Genomic DNA, 21,884 nt, shown 5'->3' on the forward strand with positions numbered 1-21,884 from the left:
TATCCATTTAAATGGGGTGATATGAAAATTTATAGCTTGAATTACCAAAGACAGGGCTAATTTATAGTGTCCTAGTAATTAGCGCATTAACGTTACATTATATGTAACGTCGTTAATGACAATAAAGTATTGGGATGATACACCAAAAAGTGCTTATTACTAGCAGATTACGGTAAAGTGCTTGTGAAATTTCAGTATAAAATAGCCATTCACATTATAAACGCAATAACGCTTGAGTGAACCAACCCCAACCTTAAACATGAGCCTGGTTTCTTTATAAATTGGTATTTTAACCGGTCGATAGCTTAAAGCCCAAACGCTTTCTATGCTATGGCGCCCGAATGGGATCAACAACCTTTTAAATGAACTTTTTCGCATACTTTCTGGACAAATTCCTGATTGGAGACCACTTCAAAAAAGCAGTTTTTGAACTTCTTTCGAACAAGAACCTCAAGATATGTATCCCGTTTTTTCTGTTCTTATGTCTTGGTTCTGTTTCTGCCCAAAAGTTTGTGGGGGATTTTGAAGTCACCCACTTTAAATTACCCATTGAGACTTCTACAAATGCAATCTTGGAAGACTCTTATGGTTTCGTATGGATAAGTTCAACCAACGGCTTATGGCGCTATGATGGGAGTACGTATAAAAACTACATAAAAAACGAAAATGACCATACGAGTATCACGGATAACCATATTTCATATCTGTACGAAGACCAGCAAAAAACGCTGTGGATAGGCACCTACGGCGGCGGGCTGTTAAAATACGATCGTAACTGTGATTGTTTTCAGCGGTTTATACACAATGAGCAAAACCCAAAAAGCCTAAGTTTCAATGAAATAAAGGTCATCTATGAAACTAGGGACAATGATTTTTATGTTGGGACAGATGGTGGTGGCCTTAACCTTATGGATCGCTCAACAAACACTTTCAAATCCTATCAGTATAGCGCAACGGACTCCTTGACCATAAGCCACAACAATGTACTGGCCCTAGAGGAGGACACGGAAGGGAATCTTTTTGTAGGTACATGGAAAGGGCTGAACATTTTTAATAAAGACACCCAAAAGGTTAGACGTATTTTCAATGACACCCCAAAAGAATCCCAAAATCACTTTGAGTTGGCCTTCTTTAATGGCAAACTAATTACCACATATAATGGGGGTTCCATTTATGAAGCTGAAAACAATTTCTCCCGAATCAACCTATCCAACAACTGGTTAAGCAGAGTCAAAAAGGAGAATAATGGGATATGCTGGTTTACCAGTGGTGACCGCGTCCATATTACCGACCCCAATTTTGATGTGCTCCAAACCTTGGACTTGGGCAATTTGTTTTATCCCGAGGGAGATTTTGCCCTGAACAACATTTACCATAAAAAAAATAAGAACGTAACCTGGGTTTTGGATGCTTCGGGGAATTTTTTCCTTATCGAGAAAAAAACCACTGCTTTTAAACCGTTCGCAAAAGAAGTCACACAAGCTTCCGTAGCCAAAACCAGTATAAATTATTGGTTCACCCAAGGCGATAACATTTTCATCTTCAATTCGGAAAATGGGGAACTGAAAAGATTGCAAACAAAATTCAGTGGTAGGCCCATTGTTGCAACCAATCAAAATCAAAATGTATGGGTTGTCGACCCCAAAAACTATTATCAGTTCTCCCCTATGGGTGACTTGGTCCAACAAAAACCAAGAAAGTCGATGCCCAGTGCTGCCTTATTATCAAACAAAGGTGAGTTATGGGTCGGGGAAATTTTGGGGGTTACCCACTACCTTCCCGATTCCGACAAGATGATCCATTTTGAATGTGACCCAAACATTCCCAGTGGGATTGGCTATTTTCATCATGCTTCGATCATATTTGAAGATTCAAAGGGGGACATCTGGATAGGGACACAGGGAGATGGATTGAAAAAATACAATCCAGACAGGAATGAGTTTGTTCACTATAGGCACAAAATTGGTGACAAATCTACCGTCAGCAACAATTTTGTCAATGAAATCTTTGAGGACAACAAAAATACCCTTTGGATTGGAACGAGTGCCGGGTTATGCAAATTGGATCATACCGCCAACACCTTCACGCAAATTGAAAATCCACTGATCAAGGATAAAATCATCAATTCAATTGAACAGGATTCTCAAGGAAATTTTTGGGTCGGCACGCTAAATGGCTTGGTCAAATACAACGAAGCCAACAACGAAGTCCGCATCTTAAACGAACAGGACGGACTTCTTTCCCATAAAATATTGTCTTCAAGTTTGGCATTGGATTCTGGAGAGCTCATTTTCTCCACCAATAAAGGCACAATGATATTCGACCCTGAAAAAGTGAAGGCCAGTAGTGTGGAATCTCCACTATATATCTCAAAACTGTGGGTAAACAATGAGCTGGTCAAACCCCATAGCAAATACATCACCAAAAATATTGAGGTGGAGGAAAGAATCGAATTGAACTATGATGATAGGAAATTCGAATTTGAATTTCAGGTCATCAACTACAACAACAATGGGCGCTGTAAGTTTGCCTATAAATTAGATGGTTATGACGAGGATTGGACCCAAGCCCATACGAATCAAAAGGCCACCTACACGAATATTCCATCCGGCAGCTATTCGTTTTTGGTCAAAGCAAGCAATGAAGATGGTATTTGGAGTGACAGCACCACCAAAATTGACGTCTTAATAAAACCTCCGTTTTGGGAATTGTTATGGGTACGGGTGCTGGGATCCATCCTCCTTCTATCCCTTTTTGGTATTATGATATGGCTCATTATCAAAAGAGAACGGACCCGATCTAAATTTGAAATAGAAAAACAGCGCGTTTTGCAATTTGAAGAAGTTGCAAAAATGAAATTGAAATTTTTCACCAACATCTCCCATGAATTGCGCACCCCGTTAACACTAATAGCATCTCCTCTGGACAAATACATCAGGGAAAAAACAAAACCGAACAACAATGTTCTGGAGATGATGTACCGCAACAGCACCCGTCTTTTGGAGCTTGTGAATCAGATTCTTGATTTTAGAAAATTGGAAAACAATCAAAAGCTTCATATTTCCCCTCAAAAGGATCTTTCCGTTTTCAACAACATAAATGTATCCTCTGCTTATTGGTCCAAAGAGAAAAAAATCAACTACGAGTACTTGCACCCAACAGATTTTGGAACCTTGTTTTTTGATATCGATATCATTGAAAAAGTAGCGACCAACCTTCTTTCCAATGCATTTAAATACACCCCTGAGGGAGGCACGATTAAGTTATCCATAAGATTGGTTGACGTGAATACTGATTCAGAAGGGAAAGTGACTTCGGGCGACATGGAAATCAACGTCATCGACAATGGAATTGGAATACCCTTGGAGTATCGGGATAAAGTATTTGAGCGATTTTATCAATTGGATGAAAACCCAGAATTTGGATATAGCAGTGGAATTGGACTGGCCCTTACAGCAGAACTGGTAAAGCTCCATAAAGGTTCCATACACCTATTGGATGGTACAGAAAAGGGCTGTCATTTCAGGGTAAAAATCCCAGTGGGATACAAGAATTACGAAACGGAAAATTCGATACTTACCAATGGCCTTTCCCATATTGATTCCAGTAAAACACTGATATTAATTGTTGAGGACAATCAGGACATTAGAAAATATATAAAGGACGAACTAAAAGAACAATATCAGATTCTTGAGGCCACAAATGGTAAAGAAGGGTTGCAAATGGCCATAGCCACCTTACCGGATATTATTATTAGTGATATCATGATGCCGGAAACCGATGGCATTCAACTGGCGAATCAACTAAAGAGTAATGAGTTAACGGCCCATATTCCCTTTTTATTCTTGACCGCAAAAACAGGCGCGGAAAATAAAATTACGGGCTTATCAACTGGGGCGGACGACTACATCCAAAAACCATTCTATATTTCAGAAATACAACTTAAAATCAAAAATCTACTGGAGGGTAGAAAGCTGTTGCTCAAAAAACTTAAGAAAGACCTTGCCAACAATTCAGAACCTGAATATGACAGGCAGGATAGATATCTGGATAAGGTCAACTCCATAATTGATGAAAACATGGAGGACGCCAATTTTTCGGTGGACCGACTTAGTGCTGAACTGGGCATTGGGCGCTCCCAATTATATCGAAAAATCCAGGCTATAACCGGCAAATCCATCATTGAATACATCAACTTCCACAAGCTATCCACCGCCATGAATTTGATTAAAGAGGGCGATTATTCTTTGAAAGAAATCTCATTTAGAGTAGGTTACAATGATAACCGATATTTCAGCAAATCGTTTAAGAAGGAGTTTGGGAACCCTCCTTCGCATTTCCTTCCCAAAAAATAAAAATACCCCGGAGAGGCATTTTTTCCACCACTTTGGACAATAATTCCACCCCAAAACATGGAATGCTCAATAACTTGGGCGGTAAAATAATACCATACCCATACTTTTTAAGAACCACTTAAAATGAAGCATTCAAGAAGGTCTTTTATAAAAACAACTGCATTGTCCACCGCGGCACTTTCAATTCCAACACAAGGGTTTACCATTTTGTCAAAACCTGAGTTGCATGAACAGATAATTGGTCACGGAGATTTTAAGTATAGGGTTCATAAATCATGGGGGAACTTGGACCCCAATACCACACCCGTCCTAAACTGCCATGAAATGGTTTTGGACTCCAAAGGGAGGTTGATCATGATCACGGATGAGACCAAAAACAATATCATTATATATGATAAATCTGGCAAACTGCTAAAAACGTGGGGGCATGAATACAAGTCAGGACATGGATTGACGCTTTTTAAAGAAGGTGCTGAAGATGTGTTGTTCATAACGGACCCAAGTAGCGGCAGAGTCTCGAAAACCACCGTGGATGGTACTTTTTTGATGGAATTGCCAGACCCTAGAAAAATTGGTGTTTACAAAGAAAAGGACAACTACCGCCCTACTGAAACGGCGATTGCTCCCAACGGGGATATTTATGTGTCCGATGGCTATGGATCCGATTGGATTTTACAATTTGACCACAAAGGGGAGTTTATTAGAAAATTTGGTGGAAATGGCCATAATGACGAACAATTGAACAATGCACACGGGGTGGCCATAGATGATAGAGATCCAAACAATATCACCTTACTGTGCACCTCTAGAATGCATAATTCCTTTAAGAGATTCACATTGGATGGAAAATACTTGTCAACCATCTTTCTTCCGGGGGCCTATGTGTGCAGACCAGTAATTGATGGGGAAAATATCTACTCTGGGGTATGCTGGTCCAGATTAAAGTATTTGGAGCGGATGCCAGATTCTGGCTTTGTAACCATCTTGGATAAACAGGACAAAGTGGTGTCCAACCCTGGAGGCACAAAACCGGTTTATAAAAACGGAGCACTCGAAATGATCCTTCAGGACACGCCTCTTTTCAACCACTGTCATGATGTGTGCGTGGATGAGGATAAAAACTTATATATCTGTCAGTGGAACGCAAACAAATCTTATCCCATTAAACTAGAGCGAATATAAATGAAGACCCAGAATTTTATAGGTGTATTGTTACTATTGGCTATCTATACTTCCTGCAGGGACAATGCCTCGGACTATGGCAGTGTTGCCGAGAAGAAAATTCCCAAGGTAATTGACTACAATTTTGATATACGCCCCATACTTTCAGATAAATGTTTTGCCTGCCATGGACCAGATGCGAATAAAAGGGAAGCAGATTTAAGATTGGACACAAAAGAAGGGGCCTATGCGGCCCTAAAAGACCACGCCAACAAATTTGCCATCGTCAGTGGAAAACCGGAAGAATCTGAAGTGTATTTAAGAATCATCTCGCCAGATTCTACCCAATTGATGCCTCCTTTGGAAACCAACCTGAAGCTTAACGATCATGAATTGCAGCTCATCAAAAAATGGATTGAACAAGGGGCCGAATATAAAAGGCATTGGGCATTTACACCACCAACACTTCCTGAAAAACCAGCAGTAAAAAATAGTGAGTGGCCAACATCCGATCTGGATTTTTTCGTCTTAAAAAAAATAGAGGACCTTGGGCTCAAACCCAATGAACGTGCAGATAAAGCACGTCTTTTAAAAAGGTTGTCATTTGATTTAATTGGCCTCCCCCCTACTTTGGAAATGCAGGATGCGTTCTTAAATGACAGTTCAGCGGATGCTTATGAAAAAATGGTAGATCAGCTTTTGAGCAACAAGCATTATGGCGAAAAAATGGCCGTGCATTGGTTGGACATTGCACGGTATGCAGACTCGCATGGCTACCAAGATGATGGTTTGAGAACCATGTGGCCTTGGAGAGATTGGGTGATACACGCATTCAACGAGAACTATTCATTTGACACTTTTTTAACTTGGCAATTGGCTGGAGATTTACTTCCGGAAAAAAACATTGAGGCCATTTTGGCCACTGGATTTAATAGAAACCATAAAATTACCCAAGAAGGCGGGGTCATAGATGAAGAATATCGAATTGAATATGTCACGGACCGCACAAATACCTTTGGTAAGGCCTTTTTGGGACTCACTTTTGAATGCGCTAAATGCCATGACCACAAATACGATCCTATTTCCCAAAAGGACTATTACAGTACATTCGCCTTTTTTGACAAAGTACCTGAAAAAGGACTTTATGGTACCATTGATGCCTCGTTTGCAGACCCTCCTAACATGAAGATCACCAACAAATTGATTGACAGTGTTCTTTCGTTTGTAAACAATAAGTCTCCCTATCCTGTTGATGTCATGGTCATGAAGGATTCAGTAGGTATTAGAACCACCCACATTCTAGACCGTGGGGTTTATGATGCCAAGGGAGAGGAGGTTTCCTTTGATACGCCAGAATCGATATTGGCATTTGACACAAAAAAATACGACCCGAACAGACTGGGATTGACCCAATGGTTATTGAGCCCGGAACATCCCCTGACCAGCCGTGTCTTTGTAAACAGGATTTGGCAAGAGTTTTTCGGAAAGGGAATCGTTAAAACCTCGGGAGATTTTGGTATGCAAGGAGACCTACCCACCCATCCCGAACTTTTGGACTGGTTGGCTGTGGATTTTCAGAAGGACTGGGATGTTAAAAGATTAGTGAAGAACATTGTAATGTCTTCCACCTATACACAATCCACAGTTGTTTCCAATAAGAAATTAAGGAAGGACCCCGAAAACAAATTCTATTCCCGCATGTCCCGGTTACGGTTAAATGCTGAAATGAGTCGCGATATGGTTTTGGCCAGTAGCGGCTTATTGAACACCGAAATCGGTGGGGAAAGTGTAAAACCTTACCAACCTGAAGGAATATGGGAACAGGCAACATCAGGGAGGGGATTGCTTCGGGAGTATGTTCAAGATCACAATGAGGCCATATATCGCAGGGGAATGTACACCTTTGTCAAACGCACGGTACCACCGCCAACTATGCTAACATTTGATGCCTCAAATAGGGATCAATGCGAGGTTAGAAGGTTAACCACAAGTACCCCTTTGCAAGCTTTGATCATTTTAAATGACCCTACTGTGCTCGAATCTGCAAGGGTGCTGGCCGAAAAATTGAGCAAGCTGGAACTCAGCGAAGAAAAAAAGATAACACAAGCGTTCAAGCGCGTTGTTTGCAGAATGCCCAAAAATGAGGAACGGGAATTATTGGTGGACTACCTGAAAGAACAAAAGGAGCATTTTACCAAAAATCCGGCACTTGCAGAGGAATTTATAAACGTTGGGGAATACCCTGCCCAAAAAAATAGGGATGCCATCTATGTGGCTTCCTTAATGCAGGTTATCCATACCATGTACAACTTGGAAGAAACAATGACCAGAAGTTAATTCGCTGAAATGGAAAAAGAATTTTTTGAAAACAGACTAAATATCAATCGCAGGCACTTTCTCGGAAAAACAGCTTTAGGTCTGGGAAGTGCGGCACTGGGCTCTTTATTGCTTCCGGATTTGTTCAAAGGCGGGCAGAATGATTCAGATGAACTGCCCTTGGGCATCAAACACTTTGCCTCCAAAGCAAAGCGGATTATCATGCTTACCCAAAATGGGGCACCTTCACAATTGGAAAGCTTTGATTATAAGCCTTTGCTCAATAAGATGTTCAATGAGGACTTACCGGATTCCATCCGAAAAGGGCAAAGAGTTACAGGGATGACATCCAACCAGGAGCGGTTCCCTTTAGTTGGATCAAAGTTTAAATTCCAACAGTACGGTAAGGCTGGAACATGGGTTAGTGAGATATTTCCACATATTGGAGAGATAGCTGACGATATCTGCGTGATCAAGACCATGCATACCGAGGCAATAAACCATGATCCCGCGTTGACCTTCATCCAAACGGGTGCACAACAGGGCAACAGGCCCAGCATGGGCGCATGGATGAGTTACGGTCTGGGAAGTGAAAACCAAAACCTTCCCGCATATTGTGTGCTATTATCCAGAGGTAAAGGAAATGGCCAAGGCGTATACTCCAAACTATGGTCCAACGGTTTTCTGGATAGTATCCATCAAGGGGTGCAGTTCAGTGCAAGTGAGGATCCCATACTTTACCTGAACAACCCTGACGGAATCGATATGAAAAGTCGGCGAACTATGTTAGATCATTTGGCGGCTTTAAATGAACAAGGATATCAAGAGTTTGGCGATCCGGAGATTCACACAAAAATTAAGCAGTATGAAATGGCCTATCGCATGCAAACTGCGGTTCCAGAGGTGACCGACATGTCCAAAGAACCAGATCACATTATAAAAATGTATGGCTCGGATTGTATGATTCCGGGAACTTATGCCGCCAACTGTCTTCTAGCTCGAAAATTATCAGAGTCCGGGGTTCGGTTTGTACAGCTGTACCATCAGGGTTGGGATCAGCACGGAAATCTTCCCAATGAAATGGCCATTCAAGCTAAGGATGTTGACCAAGCATCCGCAGCACTGATCAAAGATTTGAAACAAAGAGGACTATTGGATGAAACCTTGGTAATTTGGGGCGGTGAGTTCGGTAGAACCAATTATTGCCAAGGAAAACTTACCGAGGACAATTATGGACGGGACCACCATCCAAGATGTTTCAGTATTTGGATGGCAGGTGGAGGCGTGAAATCTGGGATTACCCATGGAGAAACTGACGAATTTGGTTATAACATCATCAAAGACCCAGTCCATGTGCACGACCTTCAGGCCACAATTTTACATCTCATGGGAATCAACCACGAAAAGCTTACCTATAAATATTTGGGTCGAAGGTTTAGATTGACCGATGTTCATGGCCACGTTGTTAACGATATAATTGCATAAATGCTAAGATTTAAAAGAATAAGCAGGGCAATAGTTTTTAGCCTATTGACCTTGACCACAATATTGCTGATTTTTGAGAAGCATGTGGTGATTCCCTATTGGTTGGAACCTTTGGGCCGATTACATCCATTGACCCTACACTTTCCTGTTGCCTTTATTGTTCTTCTGGTGATTTTAAATCTACTCAAAAAAAGCTTGGATAAATCATCGTTTGAAAAAATGCATGCGTTTTTACTGTCGGTAACAGCATTGACCACCGCCATTGCAGTTATCATGGGCTTCTTTTTGCATTTGGAAGGTTATGGGTCCACATCCATGGCCATACACAAATGGACCGGGCTTGCCCTGGGCTATTTATGCTATGTCCTGTTATTGACCGATTATAGCACTTGGCTACATAAAGGCGTACTTTACATCTCCTTTGTAACGGTAATCGTAGCTGGTCATTATGGGGCCAATCTAACCCATGGTTCAGATTTTATTACCCAACCGCTCGCAGAAGCCAAAGAGCAGGAATTTGATGCCACCCAACCCTTATTCTCCAACATGGTTCAACCGATATTAAAATCTAAATGTGTCAGTTGCCATAACCCGGATAAACATAAAGGTGGACTGGACCTGTCTTCGTTGGCAAGTATAGAAAAAGGTGGTGACAATGGCCCACTGTGGTTGGCCAATAATGTTGATGAAAGTGCTATTATTCAACGAGCGTTGCTCCCAATTGAACATGAGGATCATATGCCTCCTGAAGGCAAAAAGCAACTGAGTGCGCAAGATCTTGCTTTGTTAAAGGCTTGGATAGCCCATGGGGCAAATCCAGAAGTTGCACTAGCAGAAATTTCGGATCAGGACAGCCTTCACGTGGTTGCTTCCCATATTATTGAAAAATTCAATAGCGGGCCCAAGTATAATTTTGGTTTTGCCGACAAGAAAACCCTTGAACAATTGAACAGCCCTTTTAGAAACGTGATTCAAAAATCGATTTCCTCACCAGCGGTTGAGGCTACCATTTTTGGAAGAAGTACGTTCAAAATTGATTATTTAAAGGAGCTATCAAAAATCAAAGAGCAGTTGACCCATCTAAACTTATCCAATTTACCCATATCGGATAATGATTTAAAGCACATTGCCCAATTTGAGAATTTGGAACATCTTAATTTGAACAATACAGACATTACCAATGAAAGTATTCAGCTCTTTTCGTCATTCAAAAATCTCGCTTCGCTTTCACTATCCGGTACTTCCATAAATGGGGAAGTTTTGGACGATTTAAAGTCCATAGAAACTTTGAGCAAGGTTTATTTGTGGAACACTTCCATTACAGATACCATGTTGGTTCCATACAGGGAGAGCATGCCAGAAATAAATTTTGAGTTAGGGTATGTTCCTTCAGCGGAGGACAAAAGCAAGCTTACCCCACCTATGTTACCCGAGAAAAAACACTATGTAGTGGACAATGAAAAAATAATTCTTGAACATAAGTTTAAAGGCGTGCAGGTGAGATACACTACGGATGGGTCTGAACCAGATAGCTTATCCACAGTTTATTCAGGACCATTTCCCTTAGGGGATTCAAAAATCGTAAAGACCTACGCACATAAAGAAGGTTGGGAAGACAGTGAGGTGCAAACTTTTGAATTTATCAATAAAGGGCATGTTCCGGTAGATGTAAAATTAAAGTATAATCCACCCCCTAATTTATCTGGGAAAGGAGCTTTAACGCTCATAGATGACATTAAGGGAAATGACTGGATTGATCCTCTTCAATGGATCGGGTTCAGTGAAAAACCCCTACATGCCACTATGGATTTTGGAGCTAACCCACCAGAAACCGAAAAAATTGTTGTCAGCTATGGAGTAAGAGAGTATGGGGAGATAGTACCTCCTAAAAATATTGAGGTTTGGTCTGGAAACAATAAAGACTCCTTGACACTTCTACTGAAAAAAAATGTGTCTTTTGTAAAAAGTGATGCCAAGGGAAGAAAGCTGAAATCTGTAGAGCTTTCCTTCAAAAAAGTTTCCCATAGGTTTTATGCCATAAAAGTGGAAGCTTACGACAAGTTGCCCAATTGGCACAAAAAAAATGGAAAACCTGGATGGGTAGCTGTAGATCAGATACTTTTCCATTGAAACTCTTTTTTAGAGTGCATAATCTTTGTAAAGAAATCAACCGAACAACATTCTAAAGTATACTTGTTTTGTTTTTATACCTGTTTTCCACCCATGTATTTTTTTGTCTTGATGCCTATCATTGCTTAACAATAGGTTGAAAAAAATCTCCTATTTTTTTGAAATTAAATGCTTTGGATAGAGTGGCAACAAAAAAAGGCCTTGGATTAATCGCCGTATTTGTAACTTCAGCTTGTAATGTAATACCAGTTTTCGAATCAGTTACCCATGCTCTGCCAGAAAAAAACAAGTCACTGTGTTGTTGAATTGTAGAACTTGTTAATCCAGGTTCGAAAATTCTGTTATAATTGGAAGAATAGCCAACGGAACCATGCACTCTTACACTAATTTTCTCATTTTCTAATGACAGGAACAATCCCAAAATTCCAGCATTAAATGAATATTCATTAAAAGTTTGCGTAAATAAGGGTCTTATTGGACCCCTAATCCCCTCTTCGCCATCGAATCTTTCATCAATTATTTCTTGAAAACTTTTGCCAATAACCAAAGAATCAACCGTTCCCATATTTAGGTTTTCAAAACTTAAAGTTGACCGCCTATAAACGAACTCTAAGGAAGGTGAATAATATAAATTTACATTGCGTTCTTTGTTTTTGGATTGAAACCACCTCATTTTAATCAACGGGCTTATATACGCACCTATATTATCCGTAACTCTTTTATTTGTGTAAAAATCTGTTTTCAAAACCCGGAGAGTTGTTGTATCGGTAAGAGCTTCGAATTTTTTTTCTCTTCTTATGGTTCCAGCAGAATCTGTTTGCGTAAATGCCCTATTGCCATAGATGCTCAGATAAAAACCAACATTTCGATTTTTACCTGCCTCTGGTTCCGAATAAATGTTGGTAGCAAAAAACAAATCTTTTGCTTTAATCCCTTCAACTAAATCAAAATTTGTTCCAACATATGCTAAGTACTTGTAGCCATCCAATGCTTCTTCAAAAGAATCCAATTGTATCTCTAGTTGTTGATTTTTTGCGTTATTAACTTTTGTAAGAACAGTATCGTTCTTGGATATTTCAATATTCAAAAACAACTTTCGTTGTCTATCTGGAATAGTATCCTTTAGTATTCTGAGAAAAATTTCTTTGCCCTTTTCCATATTGGAAAGTTTAAGCTTCTCAAAATATAGTTTATACCCAGATTCAATGATAGTTGTTTTTTCCTTGTCAACCTTAATGTCAAACACATATGCTTTCAAACTATCTGTTTTTAGATTTTTTGTTTCAAACTCTAATTTTAAGGGTATTATCAAATCCTTTTCCGCTCTTCTAACATCAATACGGGACGTATCAAAACCAACTTTCAATTTAATTTCTTGACCGATTAAATGATGTGACAAAAAAAAGCTGCTTAACAGTAAAAAAGTTATAAGGCATCTTCTCATAATTATATAGATTTAGTTAATCCAATCTTATAGTAGTTTTAAATCGAAAGCTTAAAGTGACTGGCATCTAAATAGGGATATAGGAGTTTATATGGATTCATTAACTACAGAAAGGGAGAAAGTGAATACGAAAGCCTTTTTAGAAAACTTTGAAACCAACCACTTTATACATCGACTTCCCTTAATATTTTCCTATGCTAAACCTGAATAACCTGTCACTAATAACTGTGATAAAATAAAGGGTCTTAAACCTGCAATTGAATACCCACTTATAGGTATTTTTTGGGATAAGAACTGCAAATATTTGGTATCAAGCAGTAGGGAGCTTCGGAGCAGAACAAAAAAGTGGGAATTTGTGAACGGAGATCATAAGCGGAATTCATACATTTAGAAAAACAAAAAAATGATTCGCAACGCCTTCATAGTTTTCCTACTCTTCTTACTCTGTTTAGTTTCCTGCAAAACCGAGAGAAAAACTGAAAACTCCACTTGGCGGACAAAAAAGTTGGCTGCTGAAAACCAGGTGCACAATCAATTGTTGAATGTGGAAAAAGAACAGGGTTGGGAACTACTTTTTGATGGCAAGACCTTGGAGGGGTGGCATCTTTATAACAAGGCCGACTCCACCCAATATTCCGCTTGGGAAGTACGTGATGGCAATCTTTTTTGCAACGCCACGGATGAAAGCAAAGTCTTTGGGGATTTGGTGACGGATAAAGCATACGAAAACTACGAATTGGTATTTGACTGGCAAATGGCCCTAAGAGGTAATGGTGGGGTGTTCATCAATGTGCAAGAGACTCCTGAATATACGGCCACCTATCAGACTGGACCGGAATATCAACTATTGGAACCTGCTCATATGGACACCAAAACTCCCCTCAAAAGGCCGGGTTGTCTATGGAGTTTATCCCCCCAAATAAATAAGGTGGAAGCCAATCCTGTAGGACAGTGGAATACTGCCAGAATTGTTCAACAAGATGGCAGACTAGAGTTCTATCTAAACGGAAAACTCACAGCCAAAGAAGATTTGACCTCCCAGAACTGGAAAAACAAGGTAGCCGAATCAAGATTTAAGAATGTCCCTGGTTTTGGCAAAGCTACCAGCGGAAAGATTGCCCTACAAAATTGGTATTTTGAGGCCTGGTTCCGCAATATGAAGATTCGAGAGCTTTAAGAACCAGTGATTACGTAAAATAGACAGCGATATTTCTGCTAAACCTCTTTGCACACCGCCAGCTACAAATGACAGCTTTTTTAAATAGTTTTTTCCGTATCACTAGCTGGTAACCAGACTGATTGAGGAGGTTTGAATAAACTCTGATGGTCGAAACGTGAACTATTTCGATTGCAAATGTAGTACTTTTCCTTCTTTTTTGTATATTGAACACTCCCCCCGACCCTACAAGGTGTCAAATTATCCCCCAAAACCTTGTTACCCCCCATTAACAAATTGGATAACCAACAAAAATCAATTAAATGGCATTATCAATTAAATTCATCAATCTTTCGAAAACAGATTTTAATCGCTCCCTGTACGGGGAGGATTTGGCTGACTTTGTAAACAATGTTAAACTACCGGACACGGTAATGAAGCACGGCTCCACCCAAATCATGGAAATAGATAATGATATGGGCTTTGCCGGTCATTTTTATTCCAAATTTTGGTGCTGTTGGATCGATCCTACCACTGGGGCTAGATTTGGGGTTCACATTGGTTGTGGCGGGCAGCCTTTCAACGTTGGTTGGCAACCGGTATGGCAGGTTATGGGGGATCATTCCTCCAGCAATGCCCCGGCACGGTGGGTTGCTTCAGGCAAAGACCCTGCTGAACCGTACAACTGGCCAACTTCCATAGGCTATAACATTGGCGGAAGTCCAGTGGCAAGTCACACTGCCCTTGCAGTTACAGTAACCATCCAATCACTCACCTAAAACCAGCATCTTATGCCACCACCAACATTATTTATGGCTGTTATTCCGGGAGGTCCCAATGGCAGCAAAGATTATGTATTGCGTATTCTGAATATTCAGAATCCAGAAAAATATAAATTCGATTTTGCCGGCGCATCAGAAACGGAGCAATATGCAAACATGGAACTTTTTGCACAGTCCATGGAGGACGGTGTAGACGTTCTTAGAAGTAAACTTTTTGATTTGGTTGAAATAGATAAGGAGAATTGGCCGGAATGGGATGCGTCAGATTTTATTCAACTGTTTTTTAATGAAACGGAACAACTGGTTTATCAAACCACCATTGTTGCTGGCGAAGTAGGTGGCATAGTGGATATTGAGGAAGGAGAATCGGTCCTTGATGTACTTACGGCTGCTGGAGAGGCGTTGCTGACCTTATTGTAAGCGTTTTTAGAATGTTCCCCTGTTGATGGATTTCAAAAAAATCTATAAATCATTGTATCCCAACTTCAGATTGGAATTAAATTCTTGTGATACATATGCTTAGCTTGCCGCCAAACAATCCAATAAGGTTACAAAATGTTCGGATGGCTCGTTAAGTCCCAAATGTCCATTCCTGCCCAATCCCAAAATACATAAGTCAATGGGGCCTTGCTTGTCCAAAATGGTTTGTATTCGCAAACACTCTTCTTCCAAGTTCTCTGCCAAAGGCAAATTGGACTACTAAATAAAAAGTAAGAAGAATAGCTGTAGTAAGCAGAAATTTAAAGGACAGGTTCCTTTGCGACAGTAGGGTTTGTTTTTACTTTCTTATCAATTTGGTGAACAAGGCCGCTTAAAAATTTGCCCGGCCCGATTTCTGTAAATTCTGTGGCACCGTCCTCAATCATGTGAAGGATACCATGTCGCCACATTACAGGAGAAGTCAGTTGGTCTATGAGGTTTTTCTTTATTTCCACTATGCTGCTCACTGGGCGACCCGCAATGTTCTGGTAGACTGGACAATTGGGTTCTTTAAATTCCGTTTTTTCAATAGCTTGGGTAAACTCATCCACTGCCGGTTCCATAAAGGGGGAATGAAATGCCCCGTTTACGGTCAGTTTTACCACTCTCTCTGCTCCATGCTTCAATTTTTGACTTGCTTCATCCAAGGCCTTCATTTCACCAGAAATCACTACCTGTTGCAGTGTGTTGTAATTTGCAGGTACCACAATGCCATCTACTTGTTTACATACATTTTTTACAATCACATCATAAAGACCCACTACCACAACCATGCCTGTATTCTCGAGGTTGCACAACGATTGCATGGCAGAAGCGCGGGCACTGATAAGCTTTATAGCGGACTCAAAATCCAATGCTGAAGCTGCGGCCAAAGCTGATATCTCACCCAGGGAATGACCTGCAACCATGTCCGGTTGAAATTTGGCCCCAAGGATTTTGGACTGGATATAGGAATGCAGAAAAATAGCAGGTTGGGCATGTTTCGTTTGCTTCAAGTCTTTAGCAGACCCATAAAACATAACGTTGGTAATGGAATAGCCCAAAAGCTCGTTGGCGTGTTCGAAGTAATCCCTCGCCAAAGCCGAACTCTCGTACAACTCCTTTCCCATACCGGGAAATTGCGTTCCTTGTCCTGGAAATAAATATGCGTGCATGGATTCAATTAGTACCTACAAGATTGAAGATACCAGTGAAAATTGGAAATATATTCGATAAATGTCTGATAAACATGTTGTAACGAAGCCTCTTTTGAAATAAGAATCCATTCCTGTCCTAAAATATAGGATTGACAAATCCCATGCATAAGGAAATAAAATCTGGAACAGAACATTTACCAGTTAAACCAATGGGTGAATTTTAGCGTGAGGGACCAACGCTGCCCAACACGAGGATCCAGTAATTGCGTATTGGTATATACCAAGAACAGGTCAGATGCCGGTTTATAACGCCACTGAAACCGTGAATTCAGATTAAAGTTTCTGGATTGTTCATTGTACTGAAACAAAGTCGCAAAGAACAAGGTATTGGTAAACGTGACATCCACCTCTGATCCTATAAGCCAAAATTCGGTATCGTTCCAAGGTGCAGGCAAACTAATGTGGTTATAGCTAAGATTCGCATTGAGGCTCACATGGGGTTGAAAACGATATCCCAATTCCCCATTGAGGTTAATGCGTGTTCCATCCAGATAATAACCTCCAAAATAGCCCCCAGCAGTATAGGTGAACATGCTTTGCGGTTTGGAAGCATAGTCAAACCGAAGGGCATTCCAGTGATGCTTGGTTCCCGTTTCCAAGGAGTCCTTGCCTGAACGTGTAGGATCAAACGGAGCCAACAACTCTACATATTCATTTACAAATCCAAGCTCAAAACTGCTGCGGTTTCGGAAACTCAACAAATATTCCAGTTCGGTAAAGTTATCGGTACGCTCCCATTTTTGATTTAGGAAATAACTACTATTGATTTTTGGACCATGGCTCACCAGCCTTCCCCCATCATTTTTTGGAAAAAAAGTATGGCCTATAAACGCATTTATATTGATAAAGTCTTTCCGAGGAACGAATCCAACTTCTGCGGTATAGTTTTCTCCAACCGATTGTTCCTGTACGCCCCAGTTCCAGATTCGGCTCTTGTATTCCAAATGGGCGGCCTGGGTAATCCCATTTCCGTTCACACGACCTGGGGCAAACGATTTCAGCATAAAGGCCTTACCTGTCCATAAGTTATTGGAAGAGGCCAAATTGTATTCCACTCCCAAATTCCGATTGAACTTAGGGAACAACGTCCGCAATGAATCTGCTTCCTGTGGATAGCGGAGCGATTCCTTGTCCACAAAAAGAAAACCAAGGCTAGATCGGCTGAACATCTTACGTTGTAAAGAGACCACAGCAAAATTCTGACTGGGCCTACCCTCTTCGTCCACCTTAGCCGTCTGCATATCCATGACACCCAAGCGCCATTTTTCATTTAAGTTTCCGCTCAATCGGGCTCCTGCTCTAATAGGCACTCCCAATCCAATACGCCTCGAGAAAAACGGACGGATTGTTGGATAACCAAAATTGGCGAACAAGTCCGCGTTTTCTAGGAAAAATTGGCGTCGTTCAGGAAAAAACAACTCGAAACGGTCCAAATTGGTAACTTGACGGTCCACTTCCACCTGGGAAAAATCAGGATTTACGGTCAGGTCTAGATTTAAGGATGAACTTAGACTGATCTTTACATCACCCCCTACCCTTTTTTCAAAGTCGTCTGCTTCATCAAAATCTTGAACCACTTCTCCCAGCACATACGGAATTACTGAAATGTTCGTTTTTGGGGCTGGTGGAGGTGCATCCCATACCAGCACACCGGTATAGGCCAGGGAGGCCGTAGGGAATTGTCTTGGTATAGGGGTCCAGCTAGATTTTTCGCTGGATTTTAAGTCCAATCTACTAAAGTTGATGCCCCATTCGGTAACGCCATCTTCATAGCGAATGGATTTAAAGGGAATGGCCATTTCCACCACCCATTTATCCGGGTCCTGTTTTACTTCGGAAATCCATTTGGTGTCCCAATTCAAATCTACCATTCCCCCGTCAAACATGGTTCCGTCCCATTGCGCTCCAGAGGCATTGGACCCAAAGGAAAAGCCCGTGGTTTGATTGTTAAAGGGATCCATGAACAACAAAAAATTATCATTCTTTCCAAAGGAAAAATCCCTTCTAAGCGATTCCACAAAATATTGGCCATGAACGCTGTTGAAGAAGGTGGCCGCTAGATAAATATTCTTATCGTTATACGTCATCCTAATCTCCGAAGGTTCATTCGCCTTTCCCGTATCCATGGGCAACACCATAAAGAAATTGTTTGCCACATCTGTGTCTTGCCAAGCTTGCTCGTCCGCCACGCCATCTATTACAATGGGTTGCGTTGTTTTGCGGATATGATATCGAAAATCAGCGTTCTTCTTTTGGGCATGTACCTGAAAAATAAAGAACAAGACAAAAAAAGGGAGGCCTACATTCCGAAGAAATAAAAAATTGCTTTTGGATTCCATGGTTGATTGGGCATGAAATTAGGGTTTTCAAAGGCCAATTCCGCGAAATTTTATCTGAATGACGTCATAGCGGGCCTAAAAAGCAAATAAGATACTTTTCCCGTAAGAACGTCATGATGTCTGAATAAAAAATATGGGAGAAAATTGTATACTCCACTACATGAGCTAGAGAACTTTAAAAAACCTCGTCAAGCAACTGTTGCAGGCTGGCCCAAGATTTTTGGTCCGCCTCCTCATTGTACTCCAAGGGCAATTGGAACTTTTCGCCGTTGGCATCCGCGTCTTTGGAAGTAAAACTATGTTTTACACCTGGATAAGAAATGTATTCGTACTTGGCTCCAATGGAATCCATAGCTGAGGTAAAAGCCGTAATCGACTCGGTGCTGATAAACGGATCATCTGCCCCGTTGCAAACCAGCACTTGGGCTTTTAGGTCCTTGGTTGGCATTACAGGTAGGGAAACCCCGCTATGGAAAGCAGCTACAGCATCAAGGTCAGCCCCGCTATTGGCCATGGTCAAGGCCACACTTCCTCCAAAACAATACCCGATAGCAGCCAACTTTTCTGTATCTACGGATTCATGTTGTTTTAACAATTCGACAGCTGCGTTAAATCTTGCCTTGGCTTCAGGTAAATTGCCCATAACGCTCATCGCAAACTTTCCGGCATCATCGGGATGGTCGGCTTGCTTCCCATCTCCATACATATCCACCGCCAAAGCCGTGTATCCAAGCTCGGCCAACATATTCGCCCGTTCCCGGACATAATCGTTATGACCCCACCATTCATGTACTATTAGTATCCCTGGGCGCTTTTCCGTACTATTCTCATCAAAGGCAATATACCCTTTCAAGTTGGTGGAATCTGAGGCATAGGCAACTTCAGCTCCCTTTACTTTTACGGCTAACGGTGTTGGCTCAGGAGTGCTTTCAGTTTTGGCTTTTTGCTTGCATGAAAAGCTGAGCAATAAGGCAAAAAATAGAACGGAAGTGGATAGTGATTTCATCGTGAATTGTTTTTGATTCTATAAATGTAGTGATTGCCTTTTTTGGAGGCAAATCAACCCAAATTGGCATCATTAAGAGTTCACAGAATATTGGGAATCAGGTTTAGAGTAATTCTTTTCTGGTTATTCTTATAACTCTTCTCTTCTCTTTAAAAACTTGTGTGAACCTTCTCAAATCGAGTTCGGGTTTTCATTTTTTAGATTGAAAACATGGTCTGCCAAAATCCGTTCCTTCGCAATTTTAAGATAACTACGGCCTATGGGAATATTCTTGGTGCCAACTTCTACATTATGTCTTTCCATGGACATGACTTTATCAATGGCAACCACATAGGATTTATGAACCCTAAGAAAATTGCTTTTTGGCAGTTCCGCAATAATCCCAGATAGCGATTGATAAACGATGTAATGTCCTGAAAATGTGTTTATTTTGATGTAATCTTTCAAGCTTTCAATGAATAGTATTTCTTTGAACAGAATCTTCACCATTTTCTTGTTTGCCCGAATAAAAAAATAGGTGTTCTCAACCTCTCTTCTACTCGGTGCGCTGTCCTTTCTGGCCATCAACCTTTCGGAAACCTTATTCACAGCTTTCATAAACCGCTCCAAACGAATGGGCTTTACCAGATAATCAACCACATTGAACTCATAACTTTCCAAGGCATATTCCCGGTAGGCTGTGGTAATAACGACCAACGGTTGTTTTTGCATACTTCCCAGAAATTCAAGGCCGCTTAAATGGGGCATGTTGATGTCCAGGAATATTACATCTATCTCTTCTTGTTCCAAGTCCGTAAGTGCATCCGTGGCCTTGGTATAGGTATTTACGACGCAAACATTGTCCAGTTTTTTGATGTATGACTCCAAAATACTGATAGCCAAAGGCTCATCATCTATAATCAAGCAATTGATTTTCATCCCAAAGGTATTTTTAGTATAACATGGTATTGATGGTTCTCTGGATACGTCTGAAGTTCATAGGTTTCTCCGTACAAAAGTTCAAGTCTTCGTCTCGTATTGGCAATTCCAATGCCATCCTTGGTTTTCTCAGTGTCGGTTGGGCCAAATTCATTGGTCAAATAAAAGACCAGTAAATCTCCCTCCCTTTCATATTTCATTTTTATCCAAATACTGCCATCACTTAGTTGTCCATGTTTAAAGCAATTTTCAACGAAAGGCAAAAACAGCAAGGGAGGCAATTTTACACCATCCAATTGCCCCTCGGTTTGGATATCACAATTTAATTGATACCCATGTCTGATCCGTTCCAGCTCAATATAGTTCTTTATGTATTTGATTTCTTTGGCCAAGGGGATTTTTTTCATGTTTATGTCGTAGATGACGTACTCCATGATCTCAGATAACTTAAGAACGACCTCAGCCGCTTTTTTGGACCGCTGTAGGGTTAGTGCATAAAGGTTATTTAGGGTATTGAAAAAAAAGTGGGGTTGTATCCTGGCTTTTAAAAATTTAAGTTCGGTTTCAGATTGTAGGGCCAATAAATGCTTGCTCTTGTTCAATTGAACCACATATTCCACGGTAAACTTTATGGCAGTGACCAACCCAATCACATATATTTCGCCCAAAACCACGGTAACAATATGGTTGAACCCGAAGGGTTCATGAATTCCTTCAGCCTCCCTCCAGATGACTTCACAAACCCACCAATACGACAGCCCTACTCGAACAAAATAATGGCAACCAAGGGCAAGCATCAATAATAGGACATAGGCTTTATATCTTTTGGATAGAATAAATTTTGGGACGAGATAGTAGATGTTGAAGTACACCATGATCATATGCAACGGGAACTCCACCATATTGGATTTGAAGGAGTACCAATAATCATGAAAATAACTACCCCATCGGATGGAATTGAACAAAAAATAGACCACCCAAAATATGATATGGTACCGGATGGGAATAGTGGTCTTTACCCTGTTCTCTATGTTCCAAAATGCACTCAATACTGAACTTTTGCACGGATTAAGGTGGATGGAAATTAGACGTTTTTGTCCAATCTACAAACTTGGT

15 protein-coding genes are annotated in these 21,884 nt (G+C 40.8%); 8 read left to right on the plus strand and 7 right to left on the minus strand.

The features are described 5' to 3' along the window. Positions 1 to 362 precede the first annotated feature (362 nt). From ACO6S0_RS08430 to ACO6S0_RS08450, 5 genes are all read left to right on the plus strand, one after another. A complete protein-coding gene (locus tag ACO6S0_RS08430; RefSeq protein WP_422351541.1) occupies positions 363 to 4,355 on the plus strand; it encodes a hybrid sensor histidine kinase/response regulator transcription factor in 3,993 nt (1,330 codons plus the stop codon). Between the two features lie 123 nt (positions 4,356 to 4,478). Beyond that, positions 4,479 to 5,537 carry a 6-bladed beta-propeller gene (locus tag ACO6S0_RS08435; RefSeq protein ID WP_422351542.1) on the plus strand — a complete coding sequence of 353 codons (1,059 nt, stop codon included), beginning with the start codon at positions 4,479 to 4,481 and terminating at the stop codon, positions 5,535 to 5,537. After that, positions 5,538 to 7,853, plus strand: a complete 2,316-nt coding sequence (locus tag ACO6S0_RS08440; protein WP_422351543.1) for a PSD1 and planctomycete cytochrome C domain-containing protein — start codon at positions 5,538 to 5,540, stop codon at positions 7,851 to 7,853. A 9-nt stretch (positions 7,854 to 7,862) separates the two neighbouring features. Then, positions 7,863 to 9,317: a DUF1501 domain-containing protein gene (locus ACO6S0_RS08445; RefSeq protein ID WP_422351544.1), complete on the plus strand. Its 1,455-nt coding sequence runs from the start codon at positions 7,863 to 7,865 to the stop codon at positions 9,315 to 9,317. Further along, positions 9,318 to 11,447, plus strand: a complete 2,130-nt coding sequence (locus ACO6S0_RS08450; RefSeq protein ID WP_422351545.1) for a chitobiase/beta-hexosaminidase C-terminal domain-containing protein — start codon at positions 9,318 to 9,320, stop codon at positions 11,445 to 11,447. 118 nt (positions 11,448 to 11,565) lie between these two features. Here the strand turns inward: ACO6S0_RS08450 and ACO6S0_RS08455 are convergent, their stop codons facing one another. After that, positions 11,566 to 12,891 carry a hypothetical protein gene (locus tag ACO6S0_RS08455; protein ID WP_422351546.1) on the minus strand — a complete coding sequence of 442 codons (1,326 nt, stop codon included), beginning with the start codon at positions 12,889 to 12,891 and terminating at the stop codon, positions 11,566 to 11,568. A gap of 403 nt (positions 12,892 to 13,294) precedes the next feature. On the opposite strand from ACO6S0_RS08455, the gene ACO6S0_RS08460 reads away from it, so the two are divergent. The 3 genes from ACO6S0_RS08460 to ACO6S0_RS08470 all read left to right on the plus strand — a co-directional run bounded on the left by ACO6S0_RS08460 (position 13,295) and on the right by ACO6S0_RS08470 (position 15,249). Beyond that, positions 13,295 to 14,068, plus strand: a complete 774-nt coding sequence (locus ACO6S0_RS08460; protein ID WP_422351547.1) for a 3-keto-disaccharide hydrolase — start codon at positions 13,295 to 13,297, stop codon at positions 14,066 to 14,068. Positions 14,069 to 14,370: 302 nt separating this feature from the next. Next, positions 14,371 to 14,826 (plus strand): hypothetical protein, encoded by a 456-nt coding sequence (locus tag ACO6S0_RS08465; RefSeq protein ID WP_422351548.1) that lies wholly within the window; start codon positions 14,371 to 14,373, stop codon positions 14,824 to 14,826. A 12-nt stretch (positions 14,827 to 14,838) separates the two neighbouring features. Continuing rightward, a complete protein-coding gene (locus tag ACO6S0_RS08470) occupies positions 14,839 to 15,249 on the plus strand; it encodes a hypothetical protein (protein WP_422351549.1) in 411 nt (136 codons plus the stop codon). 99 nt (positions 15,250 to 15,348) lie between these two features. Here the strand turns inward: ACO6S0_RS08470 and ACO6S0_RS08475 are convergent, their stop codons facing one another. From ACO6S0_RS08475 to ACO6S0_RS08500, 6 genes are all read right to left on the minus strand, one after another. Further along, positions 15,349 to 15,513 (minus strand): hypothetical protein, encoded by a 165-nt coding sequence (locus tag ACO6S0_RS08475; protein ID WP_422351550.1) that lies wholly within the window; start codon positions 15,511 to 15,513, stop codon positions 15,349 to 15,351. Between the two features lie 56 nt (positions 15,514 to 15,569). Then, positions 15,570 to 16,463 (minus strand): ACP S-malonyltransferase, encoded by an 894-nt coding sequence (gene fabD / locus ACO6S0_RS08480; RefSeq protein WP_422351551.1) that lies wholly within the window; start codon positions 16,461 to 16,463, stop codon positions 15,570 to 15,572. A gap of 176 nt (positions 16,464 to 16,639) precedes the next feature. Further along, positions 16,640 to 18,844: a DUF5916 domain-containing protein gene (locus ACO6S0_RS08485; protein ID WP_422351552.1), complete on the minus strand. Its 2,205-nt coding sequence runs from the start codon at positions 18,842 to 18,844 to the stop codon at positions 16,640 to 16,642. 175 nt (positions 18,845 to 19,019) lie between these two features. Continuing rightward, entirely contained in the window at positions 19,020 to 19,850 is an 831-nt protein-coding gene (locus ACO6S0_RS08490) for a dienelactone hydrolase family protein (RefSeq protein ID WP_422351553.1), read from the minus strand. Positions 19,851 to 20,021: 171 nt separating this feature from the next. Next, positions 20,022 to 20,768: a LytR/AlgR family response regulator transcription factor gene (locus ACO6S0_RS08495; protein ID WP_422351554.1), complete on the minus strand. Its 747-nt coding sequence runs from the start codon at positions 20,766 to 20,768 to the stop codon at positions 20,022 to 20,024. Continuing rightward, a complete protein-coding gene (locus ACO6S0_RS08500) occupies positions 20,765 to 21,817 on the minus strand; it encodes a sensor histidine kinase (protein WP_422351555.1) in 1,053 nt (350 codons plus the stop codon). Before ACO6S0_RS08500 ends, ACO6S0_RS08495 begins: the two co-directional genes overlap by 4 nt. Positions 21,818 to 21,884 lie beyond the last annotated feature (67 nt).

It is taken from the genome of Flagellimonas sp. (assembly GCF_965233845.1).
In the GTDB taxonomy this organism is placed as follows: Bacteria; Bacteroidota; Bacteroidia; order Flavobacteriales; family Flavobacteriaceae; genus Flagellimonas.

What these genes read in the sequence shown, in the direction of transcription:
- ACO6S0_RS08430 (WP_422351541.1), top strand. Translation starts at nt 363, where the DNA reads ATGAACTTTTTCGCATACTTTCTGGACAAATTCCTGATTGGAGACCAC.
- ACO6S0_RS08435 (WP_422351542.1), top strand. Translation starts at nt 4,479, where the DNA reads ATGAAGCATTCAAGAAGGTCTTTTATAAAAACAACTGCATTGTCCACC.
- ACO6S0_RS08440 (WP_422351543.1), top strand. Translation starts at nt 5,538, where the DNA reads ATGAAGACCCAGAATTTTATAGGTGTATTGTTACTATTGGCTATCTAT.
- ACO6S0_RS08445 (WP_422351544.1), top strand. Translation starts at nt 7,863, where the DNA reads ATGGAAAAAGAATTTTTTGAAAACAGACTAAATATCAATCGCAGGCAC.
- ACO6S0_RS08450 (WP_422351545.1), top strand. Translation starts at nt 9,318, where the DNA reads ATGCTAAGATTTAAAAGAATAAGCAGGGCAATAGTTTTTAGCCTATTG.
- ACO6S0_RS08455 (WP_422351546.1), bottom strand. Translation starts at nt 12,891, where the DNA reads ATGAGAAGATGCCTTATAACTTTTTTACTGTTAAGCAGCTTTTTTTTG.
- ACO6S0_RS08460 (WP_422351547.1), top strand. Translation starts at nt 13,295, where the DNA reads ATGATTCGCAACGCCTTCATAGTTTTCCTACTCTTCTTACTCTGTTTA.
- ACO6S0_RS08465 (WP_422351548.1), top strand. Translation starts at nt 14,371, where the DNA reads ATGGCATTATCAATTAAATTCATCAATCTTTCGAAAACAGATTTTAAT.
- ACO6S0_RS08470 (WP_422351549.1), top strand. Translation starts at nt 14,839, where the DNA reads ATGCCACCACCAACATTATTTATGGCTGTTATTCCGGGAGGTCCCAAT.
- fabD (WP_422351551.1), bottom strand. Translation starts at nt 16,463, where the DNA reads ATGCACGCATATTTATTTCCAGGACAAGGAACGCAATTTCCCGGTATG.
- ACO6S0_RS08485 (WP_422351552.1), bottom strand. Translation starts at nt 18,844, where the DNA reads ATGGAATCCAAAAGCAATTTTTTATTTCTTCGGAATGTAGGCCTCCCT.
- ACO6S0_RS08490 (WP_422351553.1), bottom strand. Translation starts at nt 19,850, where the DNA reads ATGAAATCACTATCCACTTCCGTTCTATTTTTTGCCTTATTGCTCAGC.
- ACO6S0_RS08495 (WP_422351554.1), bottom strand. Translation starts at nt 20,768, where the DNA reads ATGAAAATCAATTGCTTGATTATAGATGATGAGCCTTTGGCTATCAGT.